Below are 22,394 nucleotides of genomic sequence, written 5' to 3' on the forward strand. Positions count from 1 at the left end.
CCAGGTGCGTCCGCAGAAGCACCCGGCAGGCCGGGTCACAGAGCGTCGACGGCGCTCACCTTCCAGCCGTCCGTCGTACGCGTGAGGGTCATCCGGACCCGGTTCAGGTCCACGCGCGAGCCGGAGACCTGAGTGCTCTTGGTGACCTGGTTGACGAAGAGCACCACAACGACGCTGTCCGCCGAAGCCGATGCCACGGAGGCCGCTGGGTCACCGCCGTCGGGCGGCGTGACCACGGAGGCCTTCACCACCCCCTTGTACTTCTTCGCGGTCGGCTCGACCACTGCCTTGGTCGTCCTGCCGTACTCGTCACGGAAGGCGCCCGTGAGCCGTCCGTGCGCCGCGGCGAAATCCCGGTCCAGATGTCGGTAGTCGTACGACAGGACGAGGGGCGCGGCCTTCCGCGCGGCCGCGAGGGCCTGCACCCGCGCCGCCTCGACCTGGCGGCCGTCCCGGTACTGCCACCCGAGCACCGCGACAGCGACGAGCCCCGCCACGGTCAGGAGGGCAAGGACGGCGCTCAGCCGTGCGCGTCGGCGCCCGCGGGACGGGGCCGCTCGGTCCGGGTCCTCTGGGGTCGGCGTCCGAGGGTCCTGGGACTCGGTGCCCGTGCTCTCCGGGGTCTCCGGGGCCGACCGGGGATCGGGCTCCGCCTCCGCGAGCAGGACCTTCCCGACCACCTTCTCGACCGGCGGCAGCCCCGTCAGATCGTTGACCAGATCCTCGGGTACGCCGTCGAGCGCGTCCTGCGCCCCGGAGCGGCTGCCGTCGGTCCGCTTGGCCGCGGCGCGGGCGGCCGCGGTCAGGGAGCGCCGGCCCGGTGATGCGGGTCCGGTGCCGCGGCCTCGGGTTCTGGTGTTCGCCACGGTGTCTCTCCTTACGGCGAGGTGATGCGTCTTACGGGGTCATGCGCTGTACGGGGTCACGTGCTGTACGGGGTCACGCGCTGTACGGGTGGTGCGGTCAGCCGACGAACTCGACGCCGGACGTCAGCCAGCGGCCGTTCTTGAGCTCGAGGTCCAGCTGCAGCCGGTAGGTGCGGGCCCGGCCGTCGGGGGAGGCGGTGTTGGTCACCTTGCTGTCGGCGACCACCAGGACACGGGCTGAGTGCTCGTCGGCCCGGGTGATGCCCGCTTCGAGGACCTGCCCCTTGGAGACCGACTTGTTCTTGGCGACCAGCTTCGTCAGCTGCGCGGTCTGCGCCGTGAACTGCTTCTTGAAGTCACCGGTCGCGCCCTTGAGCACGTTCTCGCTGTCCCGCCCGTAGTGCCGGTAATCGAGCGAGGTGAAGTTCAGGGCCGACTGCCTGGCCGCGGCCAGGATGTCCTGGTGCCGCTGCTCCGCCGCGTGCTGCTCGTGCACCTGGAGGGCGAGCCAGACGGCGAGCGCCGTCGTCACGGCGGTGGCCACGGCGAGTCCCGCGGCCATGGCACGGCTGCTGCGGGCGGCGCCCGCGAGCCTGGCGCCGAGGCGGCGCAGCGCCCGTACGGGGCGGGAGATCAGGCCCCCGCTCATGCCATCGGTCCTACGAGCAGCCATTGCCACGAGTCCTTTCCGAACGCGTTCTGTTCGCCGCCCGTCGAGCCGATCTCGACGGGCGTTCCGTCCGGTCCGACGGCGGTGCCGGTGTCCGGGTCGTACGGGGTGACGTGCGCCGCCCGGTCCGCCCCGCCGGAGCGGGCGGAGGTGTCGGGGGCGCCGGGGGCGTTCTGCGCGCCGCGCACCGAGGTGTCGCCGCCGCGTGGTGCCGTGCAGCGTGCGCCGGTGTTGGCCGGGCGGTCGCCGGTGTCCGCGGGGTCGCGCCGCTGGGTGTCGTACCCCTGGCGGCAGGGCGCCGGTTCGTCCTTGCCCGCGACCATGCCGAAGTGGGTGGTGCCGTCGCCCGGCACCACCGTGTAGCTGCCCGCGACGGTCAGGGGGAAGGTGACCAGGGCCTGTTCCACGCCGGGCAGTCGTGCCACGGTGATCTGGCCGCCGCTGATCAGATTCCCGAGGAGTACCGGCAGCTGGGTCCGGTTCGCCTTGAGCAGCGAGTCCACCTCGTGCGCCGCGGGCGCGCTCGACCCGATCAGCTTGCGGATGTCCCCGTCACTGGACTTGAGTTCCGCGGTGAGGTCCGCCAGGTCCCCGGAGAACGACTTGATCGCCGAGCCCTGCTCCGACTGGGTCTTGAGGACCTTGCGCGAGTCCTCGATCAGCCTGATCGTCTCGGGAAGCGATGCGGAGGCCGACTCGACCAGCTCATTGCCCGAGTCCACCAGGCGGCTCAGGTGCGGTCCCGTCCCCTTGAAGGCCTTGCCCAGCTCGTCGACCGTGACCCGCAGATCCTTCTTGCCGACGGAGTTGACCAGGCGGTCCACGCTGAGGACGAGCTCCGTGCTGGCCAGCGGCACCCGGGTGTCGCCGCGGGCGATGGTGCTGCCCTCCTTGAGCAGCGGCCCGGAGCCGGTGCGCGGCTGCAGATCGACGTACTGCTCACCGACCGCCGAACGGTGCGCCACCACCGCGAGCGTGTCTGCCGGAATCCGCGCCCCGTCCTCGATGTCGAGCGCCACCGACACCCCGCCGGAGCCGGCGAGTCCGAGCCGGCCGACCCGGCCCACGGGCACCCCGCGATAGGTGACCTCGGCCCCCTGGAAGATGCCCCCGGACTCGGCGAACTCGGCGCGCACCGTGTACTCGCGGTCGAGCAGGGCGTCGGGGATGCCGGTGTACTGCGCGCCGACGTAACTCACGCCCACGGCGGTGACGGTGGCGAACGCGAGCAACTGGATCTTGACCGTACGTGTGATCACTAGTAGACCCCCCTCAGCAGGAGCTCGGCCAGAGCGAGGTTGATCCCGGGCGCGGAGCCATCGGCGTCCCCGTTCCCGTACGCGGCGTACCGGCCGGTGCCGGTGCACACCGGCGGGCACAGCTGCTCGCCGTCGCCACCCGGGTCGTCGTCGGTGTCCGGCAGCTTCGGGTCGTCGGGCAGCTCGGGGGCCTTCGGGGCGTCAGGAACGCCGGGGAGGTCCGGGACGCCGGGGACGTCCGGCAGCTTCGGCTTCTTCGGCGCCTCGGGCAGTCCGGGCTTGTCCGAGCCGTCCGGCTTCTCGGGGTCGTCGGCGAGATTGCCGTAGATGCTGTCCAGATCAAGATCGGCGGTGATCTTGAGGTTGACGTAGTCGCCCTTCACGGCGTCGCCGGCGCGGCGCGGGAAGGGGTAAGTCGTCAGGAGTTCAAGGGAGTTCGGCAGATCGTCGCCCGCCTTGTTCAACTGCTCCAGGGTCGGCCGCAGGTGCTTCAGATTGGCGATCACGTCGGAGCGCGAGGCGTTGATCACCTTGGTGCCCGCCGTGCCGAGCTTCGACAGCGACGTGAGCATCTTCGTCAGATCGCGGCGCTGGTCGGCGAGCACCTTGAGGGCGGGCGGCACGGTGTCGACGGCATCGCCGATCGTCTTCTTCTCCTTCTTGAGGCGCTTGGCGAGGCGGTCGACGCCCTTGAGCGCCCGCACGATCTCCTTGCGCTGGCTGTCGAGGCCGCCGACGAACTTGTTCAGCTCCTTCAGCAGCGACTTGACCCGGTTCTCGCGGCCGGCCAAGGCCTTGTTGAGCTCCGTGGTGATCGTCTTGAGCTGGGCCACACCGCCGCCGTTGAGCAGCGCCGAAAGGGCGGAGAGCACTTCCTCGATCTCCGGGTTGCGGCCGCTGCGGGACAGCGGAATCCGTGCACCGTCCTTGAGCCTGCCGACGGGGGCGCTGTCCGGTGGGGCGGACAGCGCCACGTATTTCTCGCCGAGCATGCTGGTCTGCCGCAGACCGGCGAAGGCGTTGCCGGGCAGCTTCACCGAACCGGCGACCCGCAGCCGTGCCTTGGCGTGCCAGCCGTCGAGCTCCACCTTCTCGACCGAGCCCACGGTGACGTTGTTGACCTTCACGGCCGACTGCGGCACCAGGTCGAGTACGTCGCGGAACTCGACCGTGACCCGGTAGGCACCCGCGTCCTTGGCGGCGCCGCCGGGAAGTTCGACGTCGTACAGACCGTTGAACTCGCATCCCGTCAGGAGCAGCGAACCGATCGCGGCCCAGGCGGCCGTCCCGCCCTTGCGCAGCGCGCTCATGCCGCGGCCTCCAGGATTCCGCCGAGGGTCTTGTCGCTCGGCTCCGCGCCCGAAACCCCTTGTGGCTGCGCCAACTCGGGCAGCGAGTCGAAGAGTTTCCGCAGGTCCTTGCACTCCGCGGCCTGCTTCTCGCCGGTGGTGCCGAGGAGCGAGCAGAGCAGCGCGGCCGGGTCCTGTGCCTGTTCGGCGTTGTTGCGGGTGTCGAGGGTGCCCGAGCCCGGGTTGTAGGCGTTCTGCAGATTCGACAGGCCGGTCGGCGTGGTCTCCAGGATCTCGGCGAGCGCCTTCTTCTGGGTGACGAGCACCTTGGTGACCTTGCTGAGCCCCTTCACATTGGAGGTCAGCGACTTCTTGTTCTTCTTGACGAACCGCTGCACATCGCCGAGCGCGGTGCCCAGGTGCTTCAGCGCGGCCGCCAGGTCCTTGCGCTCTCCGGCGAGCTGTCCCGCCACCTTGGCGAGGCTGGTGTTGAACGACCGCACGCTCTTGTCGTCCTTGGCGAGCATGGCCGTGAACACCTGGAGGTTCCGTACGGTGCCGAACAGGTCGCCCCGGCCGTCGGAGAGGGTGGTGACGGCCGTGGAGAGATCCTCCACGGTCTGATGCAGGTTCCCGCCCTGCCCTTCGAGGTTGTCCGCGCTGACCCCGAGCAGCCGGGACAGCGAGCCCTTCTTGTTGGCGCCGCTCGTGTTGGCGCCGCGCGGTCCGAGCGCCTCCGACGTGGTGTGCAGACTGTCGAACACGCGGTCGAGCTCGACCGGTACGGCGGTACGGCTCTGCGGAATGACGGCGCCGTCCCGCATCGCCGCGCCCTTCCGGTACACCGGAAGGAGCTGGAGGTAACGGTCGCTGACCACCGAGGAGTTGATGATCGCGGCCCTGGCGTCGGCGGGCACCTTGCGCTCACCGTCGTACTCGAGGGTCACCCGCACCCGCTCGCCCTCCGGGGCGATCTCCTTGACCTCGCCGATGCGGACGCCGAGCACCCGGACGTCCGAGCCCGGATAGATGCCGACGGTGCGTGGGAAGTACGCGGTGACGCGCACCGGTTCACCGCGCGGCCACAGCACCACGGTGAGGGCGGCCACCACGACCAGGGCGGTCACCAGGGCCGCCCGCCGCAGGAGCCGTGCGTGCTTGCTCATCGCTTGTCTCCCGTCCGCGGGACCACCGGAGCGGCGACCAGGTTCTGGATGTAGCTGTCGAACCAGCGGCCGTTGCCAAGGGTGTTGGTGAAGAGCCGTACATAGGGCGCGAGCAGCTGGACGCTGCGATCGAGGCTGGAGTAGTTGCGCTCCAGCATCGACACCACGGTGTCCAGGCCCTTGAGTGCCGGGCCGATCTCCTTGCGGTTGTCCGCCACCAGGCCCGAGAGCTCGATGCCGAGCGTGGCCGAGCTCTTGAGCAGGGTGTGGATGGCCTTGCGGCGCTTGGCGATCTCGGTGAGCAGTTTGTCGGCGTCCTTGACCAGGGTGGAGAACTCGTCGGAGCGGTCGGCGAGCACCTTGGTGACGCCGCCTGCGTGGTCGAGGAGTTCGCGCAGCTCCTTGTCGCGCGAAGCGACCGTGCGGGAGATCCTCGACAGGCCCTTGATGGACGCCTTCACCTCGGCGGGAGAGTCCTCGAAGGTGGTGGAGATGGTGTCCATGGCCTTGGCGAGCCGCTCGGTGTCGACCTTCTCCGTGGTGGTGGTCAGATCGCTGAACGCGGTCACGACGTCGTACGTGGGTGTCGTCCGGGCCACCGGGATCTCGGAGCCCGGCTTCAACTGGCCGGGCCCCTTGGGCTCCAGGGCCATGTACTTCGAGCCCAGGATCGTCTTGATCCGGATGGACGCGCCGGTCTCGGTGCCGAACTTCGGCTCGCCCTTGACCTTGAAGGTGACCTTCACGTGGTCGCCGTCAAGGTCGACCTCGTCGATCTTGCCGACCTTCACCCCGGCGATCCGTACCTCGTCGCCCGGCTTGAGCCCGCCCGCTTCCGAGAAGGCCGCGCTGTACGTCTCGCCGTTGCCGATCAGCGGCAGGCTGTCGGCGTTGAACGCGGCGCCGGTCACGAGGCCGAGGGCGGTGAGACCCACGACACCGATCGTCACCGGGTTCCGCTCACGGAACGGCGTCATCCGCCCACGCCTCCGCGGGAAGAGCCGCGGAATGCGCGGCACACGCAGCCTCATCCGCCGCACCTCGCCCGTGCCACATGCAGCTCGGGAGTGAGCACCTCCTTGGTCTTCGGCAGCACGATCCGGCCGTCGAAGTCACAGAGGTAGAAGTTGAACCAGGAGCCGTAGGACGCGGTCCGGGTCAGCTTGTTGAGCTTGTTCGGCAGCCGCTTCAGGACGCCCTCCACGGTCTTCTCGTTGTCGTTCAGCGTTCCGGTGAGCTCGCCCAGCTCCTTGATGTCGTCCTTCAGCGGGGGCCGTGCATCGCCGATCAGGCCAGAGGTGGCCTCGGTCAGGTTCCCGATGTTCACCAGCGACTTGCCGATCGGCTTGCGGTCCGCGGAGAGTCCGGAGACGAGCCGCTGCAACTGCTTGAGCAGCGAGGAGAAGCGGCCGCCGCGCTTGTCCAGGGTCGTGAGCACCTCGTTGAGGTTGGTGATCACGGAGCCGATGAGCTTGTCGCGGCCGGCCAGGGTGGTGGTGAGCGACGCCGTGTGGGCAAGGAGGCTGTTGACCGTGCCGCCCTCGCCCTGCAGCGTCTTGATGATCTCGGTGGCGAGCTGGTTCACGTCCTTGGGGCTCAGCGCGGCGAACAGCGGCTTGAACCCGGCGAGCAGCGTGTTCAGATCGAGCGCGGGCTGGGTCCGGGACAGCGGGATCCGGCCGCCGGGCCGCAGCGGTGTGCTGCCGCCCGCGCCCTCGGTCAGCGCGATGTAGCGCTGCCCGACCAGGCTCCGGTAGCGGATGACGGCGCCGGTGCTGGTGAACAGCGGGCGGTCCTGGATGACGGTGAAGGTGACCTCGGCCCGGGTCCTGTCCTTGATCCGGATACCGTCGACCTCGCCGACCCGCACCCCGGCGACCCTGATGTCGTCGCCCTCCTCCAGGCTCGTGACATCGCTGAACACCGCGCGGTAGGTGTGCTCCGGGGTGAAGGAGATGTTCACGATGGTGGCCGCGAGCAGCGTCGTCGCCACCACCGTCACCAGTGCGAACAGCAGGAATTTCACCAAAGGCGCCGCGGTCTGTGTGGCTCGTACCGTCTTCATGCGACGCTCACCGCCGTTCCGCGCGCCATCGGGCCGAAGAGCAGCGTCGCGACCGGAGGTACTTGGTCCGCGGGCATCCCCATTGCCGGGGCCACCAGGGAGCCGACGGCCCGCTGTTCGGCCGCGGTCGAGGACATCGTGCCCCCGGAGGTCGGCCCACCGACCTTGTTGGGCTTCGTACCGTCGTCGAGCTGGTCGTCCCCGGCGGGCACCTTGGGATGGGGCAGACCGCGGCAGTTGGGGCCCGAGCGGTCGGCGTACCGCGGTTCCTCGCCGGGCTCGTACGCGGGCTGCGGGTGGACGAATTCGAGGGTGATACGCATCTTTCCGCCTCGATAGGTCTCTTCGGACGCCTTGTCCTGCCGCACCAGGCCCTCAAGGAGGCAGGGGTACTGGGGCGCATAGCGGGCGAACAGCGCGAGCGTCGGGCGGGAGACCCGGCCGAGGGTGATCAGGCGCTCGCCGTTGTCCTCGAGGAACTCCTCACCGGTGCCGGCCGCGGTGGCGGTCGCCTTGAGACCGGCGGCCAGTTGGTCCTGCTTCTCCACGAGGGTGCGGCTGGTGGTGACGGAGTTCCGCAGGATCTTCATCAGGTCGGGCGCCGCGTCGGCGTACACCTCGGCGACGTCGGCGAAGCGTGTGATGTCCTCCTTCAGGGACGGCAGATGCGGGTTGAGGCGCCGCAGATAGCGCTCGACGCGGGTGAGGTTGGCGCCGATCCGGTCGCCGCGGCCGTCGAGCGCGGTGGCGAACGCGGAGAGCGTCGCGTTGAGATCGGCGGGCCGCACGGTGCGCAGGAGCGGCAGCAGATCGTTCATCAGCTGCTGCACCTCGATGCCGACCGTGGTGCGGTCCTGCGTGATGACGTCACCGGCGCGGATGTGCCGGTCCGCGGGCTCACGGGGCTCCACCAGCTCGACGTACTTCTCGCCGAACAGTGTCTTGGGCAGCAGCCGCGCGTGGACGTCGGACGGGATGTGGGCGGTGTGCTCCGGCTTGAGCGCGATCCCGAGGGTCGCCTTCTCGCCGTCGGCCCGCACCTCGCGGACCTCGCCGACCAGGAGGCCGCGCAGTTTGACGTCGGCCCGCGGCTCCAACTGGTTGCCCAGGGTGTCGGCCTGCAGCGTGATCCGTACGACGGAGGTGAACACCTGCTGGTACACGGCGACGGAGAGGGCGAGCAGCAGCGCGATGACCGTGATGAACACGATGCCGTACAGCCGCAGCCTGGCGCCGGGCGAAACGAGAGAGACCGGAATCCTCATCTGCCCTACCCCGCTATTCGTACGGTCGTGACGGCGCCCCAGATCGCGAGGCTGAGGAAGAAGTCCAGGACGTTGATGGCGACGATGGAGGTGCGCACGGCACGGCCGACCGCGACGCCGACCCCGGCAGGACCGCCGCTCGCGTAGTAGCCGTAGTAGCAGTGCACCAGAATGATCACGACGGCGAAGACGATCACCTTGCCGAAGGACCAGAGCACGTCCACCGGTGGCAGGTACTGCTGGAAGTAGTGGTCGTAGGTGCCCGCGGACTGCCCGTAATAGGCGGTGGTGATGGTGCGCGCGGCGAAGTACGAGGACAGCAGGCCGACCACGTACAGCGGGATCACCGCGACGAAACCCGCGATCATCCGGGTGGTCACGAGGAACGGCAGCGAGGGGACGCCCATCACTTCGAGCGCGTCGGTCTCCTCGCTGATCCGCATCGCGCCGAGCTGCGCGGTGAACCCGGCCCCGACCGTCGCGGACAGGGCGAGGCCCGCCACCAGGGGGGCGATCTCCCGGGTGTTGAAGTACGCCGAGAGGAACGCCACGAAGTTGGAGGTGCCCAGCTGGTTGAGGGCGGCGTAGCCCTGAAGGCCGACCTCGGTGCCGGTGAAGAAGGACAGGAAGGCGATCACGCCGACCGTGCCGCCGATGACGGCGAGGGCGCCGCGGCCGAAGCTCACCTCGGCGAGCAGCCGCAGGATCTCCTTCTTGTAGCGGCGCAGGGTGCGGCCCGTCCAGGCCAGGGAGCGCCCGTAGAAGGCCAGTTGGCTGCCCAGCGCTTCGAGCGAGCGGAGCGGGCGGTCGAGAAGTCGCATCAACTACCCTCTCTGCGGGACGATTTGGAAGTACACGGCGGTCATCACGAAGTTCGTCACGAACAGCAACATGAAGGTGATGACCACGGCCTGGTTCACCGCGTCACCGACGCCCTTGGGACCGCCCTTGGCGGTGAGCCCCTTGTACGAGGCGACGATCGCGGCGATGGCGCCGAAGACCAGGGCCTTGAGCTCCGCCGCCCAGAGGTCGGACAGCTGGGCGAGGGTGGTGAACGAGGCCAGATAGGCGCCCGGAGTTCCGTTCTGCAGGACCACGTTGAAGAAATAGCCGCCGGCCACCCCGACCACCGAGACCAGGCCGTTGAGCAGCACCGCGACGACCATCGACGCGAGGACCCTGGGCACGACGAGGCGGTGGATCGGGTCGATGCCGAGGACCTGCATCACGTCGATCTCCTCGCGGATCTTGCGCGCCCCGAGATCCGCGCAGATCGCGGTGCCGCCCGCCCCCGCGATGAGGAGCGCGGTGACGATCGGCGAGGCCTCCCTGAGGACCGCGAGTACCGAGGCGGCGCCCGAGAACGACTGCGCGCCCAGCTGCCGGGTCAGGCTGCCGATCTGCAGCGCGATCACCGCGCCGAACGGGATGGAGACGAGCGCGGTGGGCAGGATCGTGACGCTCGCGATGAACCAGGCCTGCTGGATGAACTCCCGTACCTGGAACGGGCGCCTGGGCAGCGTCCGCAGCACATCCAGGCCCATCGCGAAGAGACTGCCCGAGTGCCGCAGCGCCCCCTTGGGTGACAGACTCATGCGCCGCTCACCTCGCGCGCCTCCTCGCGCTCGGCGATCGCCTGCCAGCGGGGCGGGCGGTCGATCCCGGGCCCCGGAAGGAGCCGCGGGGTCATCTCGGCGGCGCCCACGCCGTCGGTCGCGCCGCCGTTGCCGAAGTGCACCGCCTCGCGCGCCATCGTGGCGGCGTCCTTCTCCTCGGCCATGCCGATCGGTCCCTGCATCCGGCCGTTCAGGAACTGCCGTACGACCGGTTCGTCGCTGGTCAGGAGCTGCTTGCGGGGGCCGAACATCACCAGTTCACGGCGGAAGAGCAGCCCGATGTTGTCGGGGACCTGGCGGGCCGACGCGATGTCGTGCGTGACGATCAGGAAGGTCGCGTCGATCTGCGCGTTGAGGTCGACGATCAATTGGTTGAGGTAGGCCACACGTACCGGGTCGAGGCCCGAGTCGGGCTCGTCGAAGAGAATGATCTCCGGATCGAGCACCAGGGCCCGCGCCAGACCGGCCCGTTTGCGCATCCCGCCGGATATCTCGCCGGGCAGCTTGTCCTCGGCGCCGATCAGACCGACCATGTCCATCTTCTCGAGCACGATCTTCCTGATCGCGCTCTCCGGCTTACGGGTGTGCTCGCGCAGCGGGAAGGCGATGTTGTCGTAGAGGTTCATCGACCCGAACAGGGCGCCGTCCTGGAACAGCACGCCGAACAGCTTCCGTACCTCGTACAGGTCGTGCTCGCGGAGCTTGGTGATGTCCGTGCCCGCGATCCGGATGGACCCGCGCTCGGGCTTGAGCAGTCCGACGAGGCTCTTGAGGAAGACCGACTTGCCCGTGCCCGAGGGACCGAGCATGACCGAGACCTCTCCGGCGGGCAGGGTCAGCGAGACGTTCTGCCAGATGACCTGGTCGCCGAAGGACTTGGTCAGCCCTTCCACGCAGATCTCGACACCCATCCGGTTCACCCTTCGCCGTGAGCAGCTCTGTCATCTGCTCTACGGGGAGGGGCGCCCCGTCCGTCGCGGAGAAACCGAAGTTTTTTCTACGGGACCTGTGTGACGCCGTCGGCGGGCAGCCTCGGGGCCGTTCCGGAGCTTTCCGTCGAACGTACGGAAGGGGCCGTCGCGGAGGGAGAGGGGGCGGCGGGGGCGGACGGGGCCGGGGGGACGGACACCTCCGGCGGCTCGAGCGGGATCTCGGGGACGTCGGGGGCGGGCACCGCGGGCAGTGTTTCCAGGGCCGGGAGCGGCACCTCGGGCAGGGACGGCACCACGGGAAGCGGGCCGTCGCCCCGCGCCGTGCCGGGGGTGGTCGTCGACGGGGCCTGGCGGGAGCGGGCCGAGGGCGGCGCCCCGCTTCCCGGGGTCCGTGCGTCATCGGCCCCGTCGGAGACGGAGGAGAGGGATGGGGCGGGCCGTGCCGGTCCGGGCCGGTCCCCGTCGTGGACGCCCGGCAGGACGAACCCGGCCACGGCAAGGGTCGCCGCTGTCGCGGCCACGGCCACCACTTGCACGTTCCCGCCCGTACGCGGCCCTCCGCGCCCGCACAGCCACAGGGCGAGACCAAGGGTGGAGGCAAGCGCCGTGCGCAGCGTGCGCCTGGCCCTGGCGAGCAGCGACTCGGCCGTCCGGTAGCTCAGGCCCATCTTCTTGGCGACCTGACCGACGTCCAGGTCATCGGACTTGAGCCAGATCGCCTCCGCCTGCCGCGCGGGCAGCTCCCCGCTCCGTGCGGCCAGCCACCGCGCCTCCGCCTGGTCGCACACCGCGTCGTCGACGGGCAGCTGGCCCGGCGGGACCAGTTTGGGGCTGCTGTGCACCTCGGCCTCGCGGCTGACCTGCCGGTACCGGTCGACGCACAGTCGTATGGTCACTGTCGTCAGCCAGGCGCCGAGCCGCTCGTCGTCCAGCTGCGGATGCTCGGCGGCGCGCAGCATCGCCTCGTGTACGGCGTCCTCGGCGTCCTCGGCGCTCATGGATCTGCGGCGGGCCACCCGCAGCAGTTCCTCGCGGTGACTCCACGCGCGCTGCCACCGGTCGAGGTCCGCCTTGTCGGCCGCCCCGCCCGAATGCGCAGGGTGCAGGTCCGTCGCCATGAGGGCTCCTTCACGCTCGCCCGCCGGTTCGGTCCCCCCGGCGGGGACGCGACATTACCGTCCGGTATCCAGCGTTGTGCAGGGGGAGGCGCTCATCGATTCCGTACCGTTGCCGATCGGCTGATCGGTGGTTCGTGCCCGGCCGCGGGCACCTTCACTGCCCTGTGCGGGAGCGCTCAGGGCATACGTACGGCATTGAAGCGGGCCGCGGTGTGCAGATCGGTCTCGATCGCCGCCGCGGCCTCGCGCAGTGCGGGAAGCAGCGCATCGACGGTCTCCGCCAGCGGGGCGGTGCCCGCGTGCTGGGCCACGTTCAGGGCGGCGACCACGCGTCCTGTCGCGTCCCTGAGGGGCACGGCGACCGAGCGCAGGCCCTCCTCCAGTTCCTCGTCCGCGGTGGCGTAGCCGTCGGCGGCCGCGCGGTCGATGACGCGGTGCAGCCGCGCCGGGTCGGTGACGGTGTGGCGGGTGAGGGGCTGGGGCGGGGCGGCCTCCAGGAGGCGCGCGCGCTCCCGCTCGGGCAGTCCGGCGAGCAGGACGCGCCCCATGGCGGTGGGGTAGGCGGGGAAGCGCGTGCCGAGCGTGATGTAGACGCTCATGACGCGGACCGTCGCAGCGCGCGCCACGTACAGGATGTCCGTGCCGTCGAGCACGGTCACCGACGCCGACTGGTGGACGCGGCCCGTCAGTTGGCGCAGGTGCGGCTCGGTGATGTCGCCGAAGCCGAGGCGGGACAGGCGGGCGTAGCCGAGCTCCAGGATGCGGGGGAGCGGGCGGTAGAGGCGGCCGTCGTGCGTCGCGTACCCCTCCAGCTCCAGGGTGTGCAGGCAGCGGCGTGCCGTGGCCCGTGGCAGACCGGTGGCGTCGGCGATCGCGGTGAGCGGGAGGCCGTCGCCGCGGGCTCGGCCCAGGGCGCGCAGGACGGCGAGGCCGCGGGCGAGCGACTGGAGGAAGCCGGGGCCCAGTTCGGCCTTGGCGTCCGCGGTGTCCGGTCCCTGATCTGCCATCAGTTCGACGTCCTCGTACGCCGCTTGGGCGGCCGGCAGCTCCTCCAGGAGCGCCGCCTCTTTCCGCAGCCGTGGCAGCACGAGCTCCGCGAGGCCCCGGGCCGTGTGCCTGCTGGTGTGGCTCACCGCGGACAGGGCGTACCGGGTGCGGCCCGCCGCGTCGCGTACCGGGACCGCCGTCGCGATCAGGCCCGGCTCGATCAGCTGGTCGTCCAGGGCCCAGCCCGTCACGCGCGAGCGCTCCACGCGGCCCGCGAGGTCCGGGGGCGGGGCCGCGGGCCCCGGCGGCAGCGCCGGGAAGGCGTGGCCGTCGGGATCGGCGGCCACGCGCGCCCGCCACCCCTGCCAGGCCGCCTCGTCCCACTCGGCGGCGAACAGGGCGCCCGGCGCGCACCGCTCGGCGGGGAGCAGATCGCCGATGCGGAAGGCCACCGACATCGCGCGGCGCCGCGCGGCCTGCGTGACGAAGCGGACGCCGTTGCCGTCCGGCACCGCCAGGGACACCGACTCGTCCAGCTCGTCCGCGAGCCGGGCGGTGCGCGCGGCGACCTCGCCGCTCAGGCCGCTCGCCGCGAGGTAGGCGTTGCCGAGCTCCATCAGGCGGGGCGTGAGGTGGAGTTCCTGGCCGTGCTCGCGTACGTAGCCGACGCGGGTCAGGGTCGCCACGACCCGGTCCACCGTCGAGCGGGCCAGGCCGGTGGCTCGGACGAGATCGCCCGCCCTCGCCTGGTCGGCCACCGCGAGGGCGCGAAGGACCGCGAGACCGCGCTCCAGGGGGCGTACGGACTCTTCTGGCATGGCGCCGCTCCTCGCACGGGTCGAAATCGGGTGCCCCGCAACCGTTGACAGCCGCTGGGTCCGGTCGGAGACTCCCGTCAGCACATTATGAACGATAGTTCACCAGGCGAACAAGCCCGCCCGTGAGCGACGCGTTCGGGAGCGAAGGGGACGAACGATGCGCACCACCGTCGGAATCATCGGAGCCGGACCGGCGGGGCTGCTCCTCGCCCGCCTGCTGCACAACGCCGGCATCGATTCCGTCGTCCTGGAGACCAAGGACCGCGCCTACGTCGAGCAGCGCCAGCGCGCCGGGATCCTGGAGCAGGGCACCGTCGACGTCCTGCGCGATGCGGGCGCCGCCGCCCGCATGGACCGCGAGGGAATCCCGCACGACGGCATCGAGCTGCGCTTCGACCGCCGCAGGCACCGCGTCGACTTCCCCGCGCTGACCGGCGGCAGGTCCGTGATGGTCTACGCCCAGACCGAGGTCTGCAAGGACCTCATAGCCCTTCAGCTCGCCGCCGGGGGCCCGTTGCTCTTCGAGGCCGAGGCGCTCGCCGTCGAGGGCGCCGAGACCGAGAGCCCGCGCGTCCGCTTCCGCCACCAGGGCCGCGAGGACGTCCTGGAGTGCGACTACGTGGTCGGCTGCGACGGCTCCTGGGGCGTGGCCCGCGAGGCGGTGCCCGCCGATGCCTCGCGGGTCTTCGAGCGGACGTACCCCTTCGGGTGGCTCGGCATCCTCGCGGACGTGCCGCCCTCGCACGACGAGCTGGTCTACGCCCGCCACGACCGCGGCTTCGCGCTCCTGTCCATGCGCTCGCCGACCGTCACGCGCGCGTACCTCCAGGTTCCGGCGGGCGCGGACGCCGCCGACTGGGGCGACGAGGAGATCTGGGACGAGCTCGACCGCCGCCTGGAGACCGACGACGCCTGGACGCTGAAGCGCGGACCCATCACCTCCAAGTCCGTCACGCCCATGCGCAGCCACGTCCACGAGCCGATGCGGCACGGACGCGTCTTCCTCGCCGGGGACGCCGCCCACATCGTCCCGCCCACCGGCGCCAAGGGCCTCAACCTCGCCGTCGGCGACGTCGTCACCTTCGCCCGCGCGCTCGTCGAGCTGCGCGAGACAGGCTCCGACGCGCGCCTGGAGGCGTACTCCGCGACCTGCCTGCGCCGCGTCTGGCAGGCCGAGCGCTTCTCGTACGCGATGACCACGATGCTGCACCGCGCCCCCGACGCCACCCCCTTCGACGACCGCATCCAGCTCGCTCGGCTGGACCGCGTCACCACCGCACGCTCGGCCGAGACCGACCTGGCCGAGAGCTACACGGGCTTCCCCCTCGACTGAGCCACCGCACCCCCGTCCCCCGGTAGTCCCACTCCACAAAGAAGTGAGAGCCCCGTGACCGCTCCCCAAGGTGCCGCGCCCCAGCGGACCTTCAGAACTGTCGCTCCCGTCATAGCCCTGTGCTGGCTCGTCGTCTTCTTCGACGGCATGGACGTCAACATCTACGGCGCCGTGATGCCGCACCTCATCGACGACAAGGACTTCGGCTTCAGCACGTCGACCGCGGGCACCATCGGTTCCTGGACCACCTTCGGCATGCTCGTCGGCGCCCTCGGCTGCGGCACCCTCACCGACTGGATCGGCCGCAAGCCGATGGTGACGGGGAGCGTCGCGCTGTTCTCCCTGGGCTCCGCGGTCTGCGCGCTCGCGCCGTCCGCCGCCGTCTTCGGCGGCGGACGGTTCATCGCGGGCCTCGGGCTCGGTGGTCTGATGCCGATCAGCCTCGCGATCGTCGCCGAGTTCGCGCCGCCGCGCAGGGCCGCGCTCGCCACCGGCCTGATGATGACCTCGTACCACGCGGGCGGCATGGCGGCCACGGGCCTCGGCCTCTGGCTCGGGCCCGACCACGGGTGGCGCGTCGTCTTCTGGGCGGGCGTGATCCCCGCGGTCGTCGCCATCCCCCTCGTACTGAAGTGGCTGCCCGAATCGCCCGGCGTGCTGCTCGCCAAGGGCCGCACCAGCGAGGCCGAGGCCGTCGCCCTGCGCTACTCGCTGCCGTCCCCGACGCTCGCCGAAGCCCCCGAGGCGGGCGCCAAGGGCCGCTTCGCCGCCGTGGCCTCGCTCTTCGCCCCGGGGCAGCGGTTCGCGACCCCGCTCCTGTGGCTGGCTTCCTTCGCCGGTCTGCTCCTGGTCTACGGGGTCTCCACCTGGCTCCCCGAGCTGATGCGGGCCTCCGGCTACTCGCTCTCCTCCTCCGTCACCTTCCTCATGGTGATCAACGCGGGCGGCATCGTCGGCATGCTGGTCGCGGGGCGGATGGCGGACAAGTTCGGCGCCGTGCGGATCTCCGCGATCTGGTTCCTGCTGACCGCCTGCGGAGCCTTCCTGCTCAAGGCCGAGCTGCCGCTCGGTGTCGCGTACGGAGTCGTCTTCGTCACCGGCATCTGGCTCTTCTCGGCGCAGGTGATGGTCTACGCGTCCGCGCCTTCGGTCTACACGCCCGCACAGCGCGCCACGGGGCTCGGCTGGATCACCGGCGTCGGGCGCACCGGCGCGGTCGTCGGGCCGTGGCTGGGCGGCGCCGTCGTCTCCGGCGGGAACGCGTCCCTCGGGTTCACCACGTTCGCCGTGGCCGCCGTGCTCGGCGCCGTCGCGATCTCGCTGGTGCCACTCGTCCGGCGCAGCCGCCGTACCCCGGATGGTGAGGGTGTATCCCCGGCCTCACCGGGAACAGAGAGCACCGGGCCGGTCGTTCTTGGTCACAAGGAGGGAAAGATCCTCCCCAAGCACTAGGGTCTTCCTTTTGCCTACGCATTACTCTTGAGCCAAAGCCACGCACGGTGGCCATGGAGGAGTGAAATGAGGAGCAGCAACCCGGTCTTCTCGCGACGGGGGTTCAGCCGCGACAACGGCTACGCGGGCTTCGGCACGCAGCCGCAGGCCGGGGGACCCGCCGCCGGGACGCAGACCCAGCAGGGCAATCCGTACGCGGGCGCGGGCCAGCAGGCCCCCACCAATCCGTACGCGACGAACCCGTACGCCCAGCAGGACCTGCAGCACGGCGCCCCCCAGGCGCCCGTAACCACCGCCGGCCGGATGACGATGGACGACGTCGTCATGCGTACGGCCACCACACTCGGCACGCTCCTGGTCACGGCCGCGCTCGCCTGGGCGCTGCTGCCGGTGGACGACGCCAACATCAGCAAGTCGTTCGGCATCGCGATCGGCGCAGGCCTCGTCGCGATGGTGCTCGGCCTGGTGCAGGCCTTCAAGCGCAAGGCCTCGCCGCCGCTGATCCTGGCGTACGCCGCCCTGGAGGGTGTCTTCCTCGGCGTCGTCTCGAGCGTCGTCGACAACCGCATCGCGGACGGCGCGGCCATGCAGGCCGTGCTCGGCACGATGGCCGTCTTCGTCGGCGTCCTCGTCGCCTACAAGGCGGGCTGGATCCGCGTCAACCGTCGCTTCTACGGCTTCGTGATGGCCGCGGCGATGGGCTTCCTGCTCCTGACCGCCGTGAACCTCCTGTTCGCGGTCTTCGGCGGCGGTGACGGCCTCGGCTTCCGCAGCGGCGGCCTCGGCATCGTCTTCGGCATCGTCGGCATCCTGCTCGGCGCGTGCTTCCTGGCCCTTGACTTCAAGCAGGTCGAGGATGGCATCGCGTACGGAGCGCCGAAGGAAGAGGCCTGGCTCGCGGCGTTCGGTCTGACGATGACGCTCGTCTGGATCTACCTCGAGTTCCTGCGCCTGATCGCCATCCTTCAGGGCAACGACTGACGGACCCGGCGCACCGAAGGGCCCCACGGAACGTACGTTCCGTGGGGCCCTTCGCCGTGTGGGAGTGAGAGCGAGTGATGGTGAGGGGGACAGGGAGTCAGAGCAGCCTGCGCGAGGCCCGCCGCAAGTCGTACTCGTGAATGATTGCCTTGGCGTGCCCGTACGCCAGGTTGTGCTCCGCGCGGAGCCAGCTGACCTTCTCCTCGAAGCGGAAGAGCGAAGGGCCTTCGTCCACGGCGCGAAGCCAGTCGGAGATCTCACGACCGGTGCAGTGGGGGATACGGGCGATCAGATTGCGGTGGGTCTCCTCGGAAAACACTTGTGACATCGGCGCCTCCGGACGCGTCGCGATGTGTTCCGTCCTTCACGCCACCGTGCCTGAGCGTTGGGGCGTTGGCAACAGTCCCGCCCAGGCGCATAGGGTCGGCGCGTGCTTGATACGAAGCCTTTGACGGTGGCAGTGGACCAATTCGCCGACCGGTTGCGGGCCGCCCCGCAGAGTCGTCTGCAGCGGGGGGCGGCGGCCGAGGCGCTCGCTCTGGCCAGGGAACTGGCGGCGTGGGCGCAGCGGATCGAGGTGCCTCAGGCGGAGCCGCGGGAGATGCCGGACGCCGGGATGTTCGCGGCGGCCGACCAGATCACGGTCGCGGGGCGGGATTTGGCCCTTGTGCTCGAGGACGCGGGCCAGTTGGCGCAGGCGCTGACGCTCGTGGAGGAGGCGCAGAAGCGGGCCGGGGTGTGACGAGTGACCCCGGCGTGCGCCGGGGTCCTTCGGTCAGACCGACGCGATGACGCGGTCGGCCAGGATGTAGACGTTCTCGGTGCCGCACTCGAAGGTCAGGGCGTAGGCGCCGGAGACTCCGGAGCCGCCGAGCAGGACCGGGCTGTGGCCCTCGCGCAGGGCGTCGGACAGGAGCTCCGCGGTCTCGCGGTGGCCCGGGGTCATGCAGAGCGTCGTGCCGTCCGCGAAGACGTAGACGTCCAGCGTCCCGAGAGGTCCGGGGCGGACGTCGGCGAGCGCCGTGCGGGCGTCGGCCAGTTCCTCAAGACAGGCGACAGTGCGCTCGTGGTCGCCGTTGACGGGGGACTGGACCGGGACGAAGTCCGGGTGCGAGGGGTGGCGGCGGCGGGCCGCCGCCAGCTCGGGGGAGTCGCCCGCGAACTCGTCGGCCGGATCGCCGTACGGTTCGATGACCGGCTCCAGGCTGTCCTGCTCCAGGCCCGAGAAGTCCGCCTGGCGGGGCAGGAACAGCTCGTCGGCCATGTCGGAGAGGCCCGGCAGGCCGCTCAGGAGCGAGGGCGCGTCCGAGGCGTCACGGGCTTCCTGGGCGGCCCAGAAGGCCCGCGCCTCGGCCAGCTCACGCTCCCGCTCCTCGGCGAGGGCCTCGGCGACAGCCGTGCGTATCTCGTCGGTGTCCGGAGTGGTGCGGGCGGCGGGCACGGTGGCGTGCGCGGTCGCCGAGTGGCTGTCGGCCAGCTCGGTGCGCAGGGCGGTGATTTCTGCGAGCTGCTTCCGAAGCCCGTGCACGGCGTGCAGGGCGGCGGCACTCACGGCCGTGGCAGCGGCCGTGGAGAGCAGCAAGGCAAGAGGCAAAGCGCTCACTGACGTACTCCCGGTTTCAAGTCGACCCCCGACTTCCTACATCAGCTTGAAGCCTGCACGATCCACCTGTCAGTGCATTACGTCACGAATTGGACAGGTCTTTCGGCCCGGTGTTTATCCACAGACATGCCCTGACCTGCACATATGTGTCTCCCCCAGGAGATAGGTCACATCCTGGGGGAGATTGAGTCACGAATCAATGGAGACGCGAGGGATCCGCAGGGGTCAGAGGGTCAGCTGAGGCGCTCGATGACCATGGCCATGCCCTGGCCGCCGCCCACGCACATGGTCTCCAGACCGAACTGCTTGTCGTGGAACTGGAGGCTGTTGATGAGGGTGCCGGTGATGCGGGCGCCGGTCATGCCGAAGGGGTGGCCGACGGCGATGGCGCCGCCGTTGACGTTCAGCTTGTCGAGCGGGATGTTCAGGTCGCGGTAGGAGGGGATCACCTGGGCGGCGAAGGCCTCGTTGATCTCGAAGAGGTCGATGTCGTCGACGGTGAGACCGGCGCGGGACAGGGCCTGCTTCGACGCCTCCACCGGGCCCAGGCCCATGATCTCGGGGGAGAGGCCGGTGACGCCGGTGGAGACGATGCGGGCCAGCGGGGTCAGGCCGAGCTCGCGGGCCTTGGTGTCGCTCATGATCACGAGGGCGGCGGCGCCGTCGTTGAGCGGGCAGCAGTTGCCGGCGGTGACGAGGCCGTCGGGACGGAAGACGGGCTTGAGGCCCTCGACGCCTTCGAGGGTGACACCGGCGCGGGGCCCGTCGTCCTTGCTGACGACGGTCCCGTCGGGGGTCGTCACCGGGGTGATCTCGCGCTCCCAGAAGCCGTTCTTGATGGCTTCCTCGGCGAGGTTCTGGGACCGGACGCCGAACTCGTCCATGTCCTTGCGGGTGACGCCCTTGGAGCGGGCCAGGTTCTCGGCGGTCTGCCCCATCGCGATGTAGGCGTCCGGGATCAGGCCGTCCTCGCGGGGGTCGTGCCAGTTCGAGCCCTCGGACTTGGATACGGCCTCGGTGCGCGCCTCGGCGTCGGCGAAGAGGGGGTTGTGGGTGTCCGGGAGCCCGTCGCTGGAGCCCTTCACGCTGCGGGACACCATCTCCACGCCGGCGGAGATGAAGACGTCGCCCTCCCCGGCCTTGATGGCGTGCAGGGCCATGCGGGAGGTCTGCAGGGAGGACGAGCAGTACCGGGTGATGGTGCAGCCCGGCAGGTGGTCCATGCCCATCTGTACGGCGACGATGCGGCCGAGGTTGTGCCCCTGCTCGCCGCCCGGCAGGCCACAGCCGAGCATCAGGTCGTCGATGAGCTTCGGGTCGAGCTCGGGGACCTTGGCGAGGGCGGCCTCGATGATCGTGGCGGTCAGGTCGTCCGGCCGGAGATCCTTCAGGGAGCCCTTGAAGGCGCGGCCGATCGGGGTGCGGGCGGCGGAGACGATCACGGCTTCGGGCATCACGGCACTCCTACTGGCGGGGGCGCCCCGGGCGGGGCGGGGCTGGGGGAACTCGGGACTCAGGACTCGGGACTCAGGACTCCTTGGGAAGTTACCTGTACGTACCGCGGCCAGTCATCGGGCGGGGACTGTGATGCGGGACGCATTTTTCTAAGCGCTTGCTCAGTTTGGCGGGTCGCCTTGGGTGGGCATCCCTGGCCCGCCGCTCCGCGGCGGATTTTCCCCGCCCACCCACCCATTACCCCGCAGGGCAATCGGGTGGGTGGGCGGGCCAGTGGGAGACGACCCGCGGCGCCCCACCGGCCCGGTGGCAGGCCGAGCCCCGCACGGTGCCGGTCGCCAGGCTCGGGCGCCCCCCGGCAGGCCTACTGAGGCAGCGGCGACGGGTCCGGGGCGTGGATGCGGCGGCGGCGTCGGCGCTTGAGGAGGGCCCAGGGGCCGCGCGGCCCCGTCGGCATCGCGGCCGCGACCTCCGTGCCGCCCTCCGCGGCGGCCTGCGCGGCGGCCCGTGCCACCGGCAGGAAGCCCTCGCGCCGCGACACGTCGGGGCGCTCCTCCTCCGGCCAGAGCCCCAGCGCGGCGCACAGCGTCGGCAGCACCGCCATCGCGGCCGTCGCGTACCCCTCCGCTGAGGGGTGGTAGTTGTCGGGGCCGAACAGTTCCCGCGGGTTCGCGAGGAACTCGGGGCCCAGCAGGTCCCCGAGCGACACCGTCCGCCCGCCCTGCTCCACCACGCCGATCGTCTGCGCGGCGGCCAGCTGCCGCGACACGCGCCGCGCCATCCACCGCAGGGGTTGGTAGACGTTCTCCACCGTGCCCAGGTCGGGACAGGTCCCGACCACCACCTCCGCCCCGGCCGTCCGCAGCCTGCGCACCGCCGCCGACAGATGGCGCACGGAACGCGTCGCCGGCATCCGGTGCGTCACGTCGTTCGCGCCGATCATCACGACGCAGACGTCGGGGACCCAGGACGAGGGGTCGGAAAGGATCAACGCCACCTGGCGGTCCAGATCGTCCGACTGGGCGCCCGGCAGCGCCACGTTCCGCAGCTCCACCGGCCGCTCCGCCACCGCGGCGAGCCCCGCCGCCAGGAGCGCCCCGGGAGTCTGCCGTGCCCGGTGCACCCCTTGGCCCGCGGCGGTCGAATCGCCGAGCATCGCGAACCGCAGGGGCTCCGCGCAGTCCGGCCGGTCCGCGTACCCCCAGCCGTAGCGTCCGTCGGCCCGCGGCGGCCCCGTATGCTCCCCGCTGTTTCCTACGGACCGCTTCGCCAGCTGCACCTCGGCGAGGACCACTCCCACGGCCGCCGCGCCGAGCAGCCCGATACCTCCGCCGCCGTAAGCCGCGCCCGCGGCGATCCGCCGCGCCACCCTCGCCCTCGACATGCCGTGCAGCCACCTCCTCGTGGTCATACCGCCCTACATCAACTCATTGCCCCGTAAGGACGGTCGGCCAATCGCAAGCGGAGGTGAACGACTGAACGGGACCCTTAGTCTGACGACACCCATTCGTCGCACTAC

At 70.7% G+C, this 22,394-nt stretch carries 21 protein-coding genes; 4 read left to right on the forward strand and 17 right to left on the reverse strand.

Annotation, left to right across the window (positions count from 1 at the left end):
- Positions 1–35: 35 nt before the first annotated feature.
- The 13 genes from AC5P1C_RS09300 to AC5P1C_RS09360 form a co-directional block, all read right to left on the reverse strand.
- Positions 36–866, reverse strand: a complete 831-nt coding sequence (locus AC5P1C_RS09300; protein WP_493865211.1) for an Rv1363c family protein — start codon at positions 864–866, stop codon at positions 36–38.
- A gap of 97 nt (positions 867–963) precedes the next feature.
- Positions 964–1,539: an Rv1363c family protein gene (locus AC5P1C_RS09305; protein ID WP_493865212.1), complete on the reverse strand. Its 576-nt coding sequence runs from the start codon at positions 1,537–1,539 to the stop codon at positions 964–966.
- Entirely contained in the window at positions 1,512–2,795 is a 1,284-nt protein-coding gene (locus AC5P1C_RS09310) for an MCE family protein (RefSeq protein WP_493865213.1), read from the reverse strand. Before AC5P1C_RS09310 ends, AC5P1C_RS09305 begins: the two co-directional genes overlap by 28 nt.
- Positions 2,795–4,105: an MCE family protein gene (locus AC5P1C_RS09315; RefSeq protein ID WP_493865214.1), complete on the reverse strand. Its 1,311-nt coding sequence runs from the start codon at positions 4,103–4,105 to the stop codon at positions 2,795–2,797. Before AC5P1C_RS09315 ends, AC5P1C_RS09310 begins: the two co-directional genes overlap by 1 nt.
- Positions 4,102–5,250: an MCE family protein gene (locus AC5P1C_RS09320; RefSeq protein WP_493865215.1), complete on the reverse strand. Its 1,149-nt coding sequence runs from the start codon at positions 5,248–5,250 to the stop codon at positions 4,102–4,104. Before AC5P1C_RS09320 ends, AC5P1C_RS09315 begins: the two co-directional genes overlap by 4 nt.
- Positions 5,247–6,227 carry an MCE family protein gene (locus AC5P1C_RS09325; RefSeq protein ID WP_493865216.1) on the reverse strand — a complete coding sequence of 327 codons (981 nt, stop codon included), beginning with the start codon at positions 6,225–6,227 and terminating at the stop codon, positions 5,247–5,249. Before AC5P1C_RS09325 ends, AC5P1C_RS09320 begins: the two co-directional genes overlap by 4 nt.
- Before the next feature lie 50 nt (positions 6,228–6,277).
- Positions 6,278–7,315, reverse strand: a complete 1,038-nt coding sequence (locus tag AC5P1C_RS09330; RefSeq protein WP_493865217.1) for an MCE family protein — start codon at positions 7,313–7,315, stop codon at positions 6,278–6,280.
- Entirely contained in the window at positions 7,312–8,580 is a 1,269-nt protein-coding gene (locus AC5P1C_RS09335) for an MCE family protein (protein WP_493865218.1), read from the reverse strand. The genes AC5P1C_RS09330 and AC5P1C_RS09335 overlap by 4 nt, the downstream gene beginning before the upstream one ends.
- Before the next feature lie 5 nt (positions 8,581–8,585).
- Positions 8,586–9,401 carry an MlaE family ABC transporter permease gene (locus AC5P1C_RS09340; protein ID WP_493865219.1) on the reverse strand — a complete coding sequence of 272 codons (816 nt, stop codon included), beginning with the start codon at positions 9,399–9,401 and terminating at the stop codon, positions 8,586–8,588.
- A 3-nt stretch (positions 9,402–9,404) separates the two neighbouring features.
- On the reverse strand, positions 9,405–10,175 hold the full coding sequence (locus AC5P1C_RS09345; RefSeq protein WP_493865220.1) for an MlaE family ABC transporter permease: 771 nt from the start codon (positions 10,173–10,175) through the stop codon (positions 9,405–9,407).
- Entirely contained in the window at positions 10,172–11,107 is a 936-nt protein-coding gene (locus AC5P1C_RS09350) for an ABC transporter ATP-binding protein (RefSeq protein WP_493865221.1), read from the reverse strand. Before AC5P1C_RS09350 ends, AC5P1C_RS09345 begins: the two co-directional genes overlap by 4 nt.
- Positions 11,108–11,193: 86 nt before the next feature.
- The gene (locus AC5P1C_RS09355) at positions 11,194–12,246 is read right to left on the reverse strand and encodes an RNA polymerase sigma factor (protein ID WP_493865222.1); all 1,053 of its coding nucleotides are present in this window, start codon (positions 12,244–12,246) and stop codon (positions 11,194–11,196) included.
- A 176-nt stretch (positions 12,247–12,422) separates the two neighbouring features.
- Positions 12,423–14,051 (reverse strand): IclR family transcriptional regulator domain-containing protein, encoded by a 1,629-nt coding sequence (locus tag AC5P1C_RS09360; protein WP_493865223.1) that lies wholly within the window; start codon positions 14,049–14,051, stop codon positions 12,423–12,425.
- Between the two features lie 157 nt (positions 14,052–14,208).
- Here AC5P1C_RS09360 and AC5P1C_RS09365 point away from each other — a divergent pair, with 157 nt between their 5' ends.
- From AC5P1C_RS09365 to AC5P1C_RS09375, 3 genes are all read left to right on the forward strand, one after another.
- Positions 14,209–15,384, forward strand: a complete 1,176-nt coding sequence (locus tag AC5P1C_RS09365) for a 4-hydroxybenzoate 3-monooxygenase (protein WP_493865224.1) — start codon at positions 14,209–14,211, stop codon at positions 15,382–15,384.
- 54 nt (positions 15,385–15,438) lie between these two features.
- On the forward strand, positions 15,439–16,836 hold the full coding sequence (locus AC5P1C_RS09370) for an MFS transporter (RefSeq protein ID WP_493865225.1): 1,398 nt from the start codon (positions 15,439–15,441) through the stop codon (positions 16,834–16,836).
- 66 nt (positions 16,837–16,902) lie between these two features.
- The gene (locus tag AC5P1C_RS09375) at positions 16,903–17,817 is read left to right on the forward strand and encodes a Bax inhibitor-1/YccA family protein (RefSeq protein ID WP_493865226.1); all 915 of its coding nucleotides are present in this window, start codon (positions 16,903–16,905) and stop codon (positions 17,815–17,817) included.
- 97 nt (positions 17,818–17,914) lie between these two features.
- Here AC5P1C_RS09375 and AC5P1C_RS09380 read toward each other — a convergent pair whose 3' ends face one another.
- Complete coding sequence (locus tag AC5P1C_RS09380; RefSeq protein ID WP_493865227.1) at positions 17,915–18,145, reverse strand: DUF4287 domain-containing protein; 231 nt, start codon at positions 18,143–18,145, stop codon at positions 17,915–17,917.
- A 132-nt stretch (positions 18,146–18,277) separates the two neighbouring features.
- Here AC5P1C_RS09380 and AC5P1C_RS09385 point away from each other — a divergent pair, with 132 nt between their 5' ends.
- Entirely contained in the window at positions 18,278–18,559 is a 282-nt protein-coding gene (locus tag AC5P1C_RS09385; RefSeq protein WP_493865369.1) for a hypothetical protein, read from the forward strand.
- Between the two features lie 33 nt (positions 18,560–18,592).
- Here AC5P1C_RS09385 and AC5P1C_RS09390 read toward each other — a convergent pair whose 3' ends face one another.
- The 3 genes from AC5P1C_RS09390 to AC5P1C_RS09400 form a co-directional block, all read right to left on the reverse strand.
- On the reverse strand, positions 18,593–19,420 hold the full coding sequence (locus AC5P1C_RS09390; protein ID WP_493865228.1) for a hypothetical protein: 828 nt from the start codon (positions 19,418–19,420) through the stop codon (positions 18,593–18,595).
- A 233-nt stretch (positions 19,421–19,653) separates the two neighbouring features.
- Entirely contained in the window at positions 19,654–20,874 is a 1,221-nt protein-coding gene (locus tag AC5P1C_RS09395; RefSeq protein WP_493865229.1) for an acetyl-CoA C-acetyltransferase, read from the reverse strand.
- Between the two features lie 365 nt (positions 20,875–21,239).
- Positions 21,240–22,259 (reverse strand): SGNH/GDSL hydrolase family protein, encoded by a 1,020-nt coding sequence (locus AC5P1C_RS09400; RefSeq protein ID WP_493865230.1) that lies wholly within the window; start codon positions 22,257–22,259, stop codon positions 21,240–21,242.
- Positions 22,260–22,394 lie beyond the last annotated feature (135 nt).

The organism is Streptomyces sp. A18, from assembly GCF_059026065.1.